The sequence below is a fragment of the Rhodobium orientis genome, from assembly GCF_003258835.1.
GTDB lineage: Bacteria > Pseudomonadota > Alphaproteobacteria > Rhizobiales > Rhodobiaceae > Rhodobium > Rhodobium orientis.
The window spans coordinates 1-241 of the sequence record NZ_NPEV01000225.1 but is presented as its reverse complement, the minus strand read 5'-3'; the positions used below and the strand labels follow the sequence as shown (position 1 = coordinate 241).

The window sequence follows — 241 nt, the reverse complement described above, 5'->3', positions numbered from 1 at the left end:
TGCCTTAATTGCAGCCGTTCAGCCAGTCTGTATCATGAATGAAAATTCCGCTCCTGTCAGCTGTCAGCAGATTTTTCTTTTTCAATTCATTTAATGTGCGGTTAATCGTTTCCCTTGACGTTCCGACCATGTTCGCAAAATCCTGATTGGTAATGGGCAGGCTGATGTAGACCCCTTTTTCTTGAGGAATGCCATGTTCAGCAGCAAGCTTCATTAATACATGTGTCAAGCGGTGCTGGAC

At 44.4% G+C, this 241-nt stretch carries 1 protein-coding gene; it reads right to left on the bottom strand.

All coding sequences use genetic code 11. The features are described from left to right. Positions 1–4: 4 nt before the first annotated feature. On the bottom strand, positions 5–241 hold a 237-nt coding region (locus CH339_RS25950; RefSeq protein WP_146610322.1), incomplete at its 5' end, for a helix-turn-helix domain-containing protein.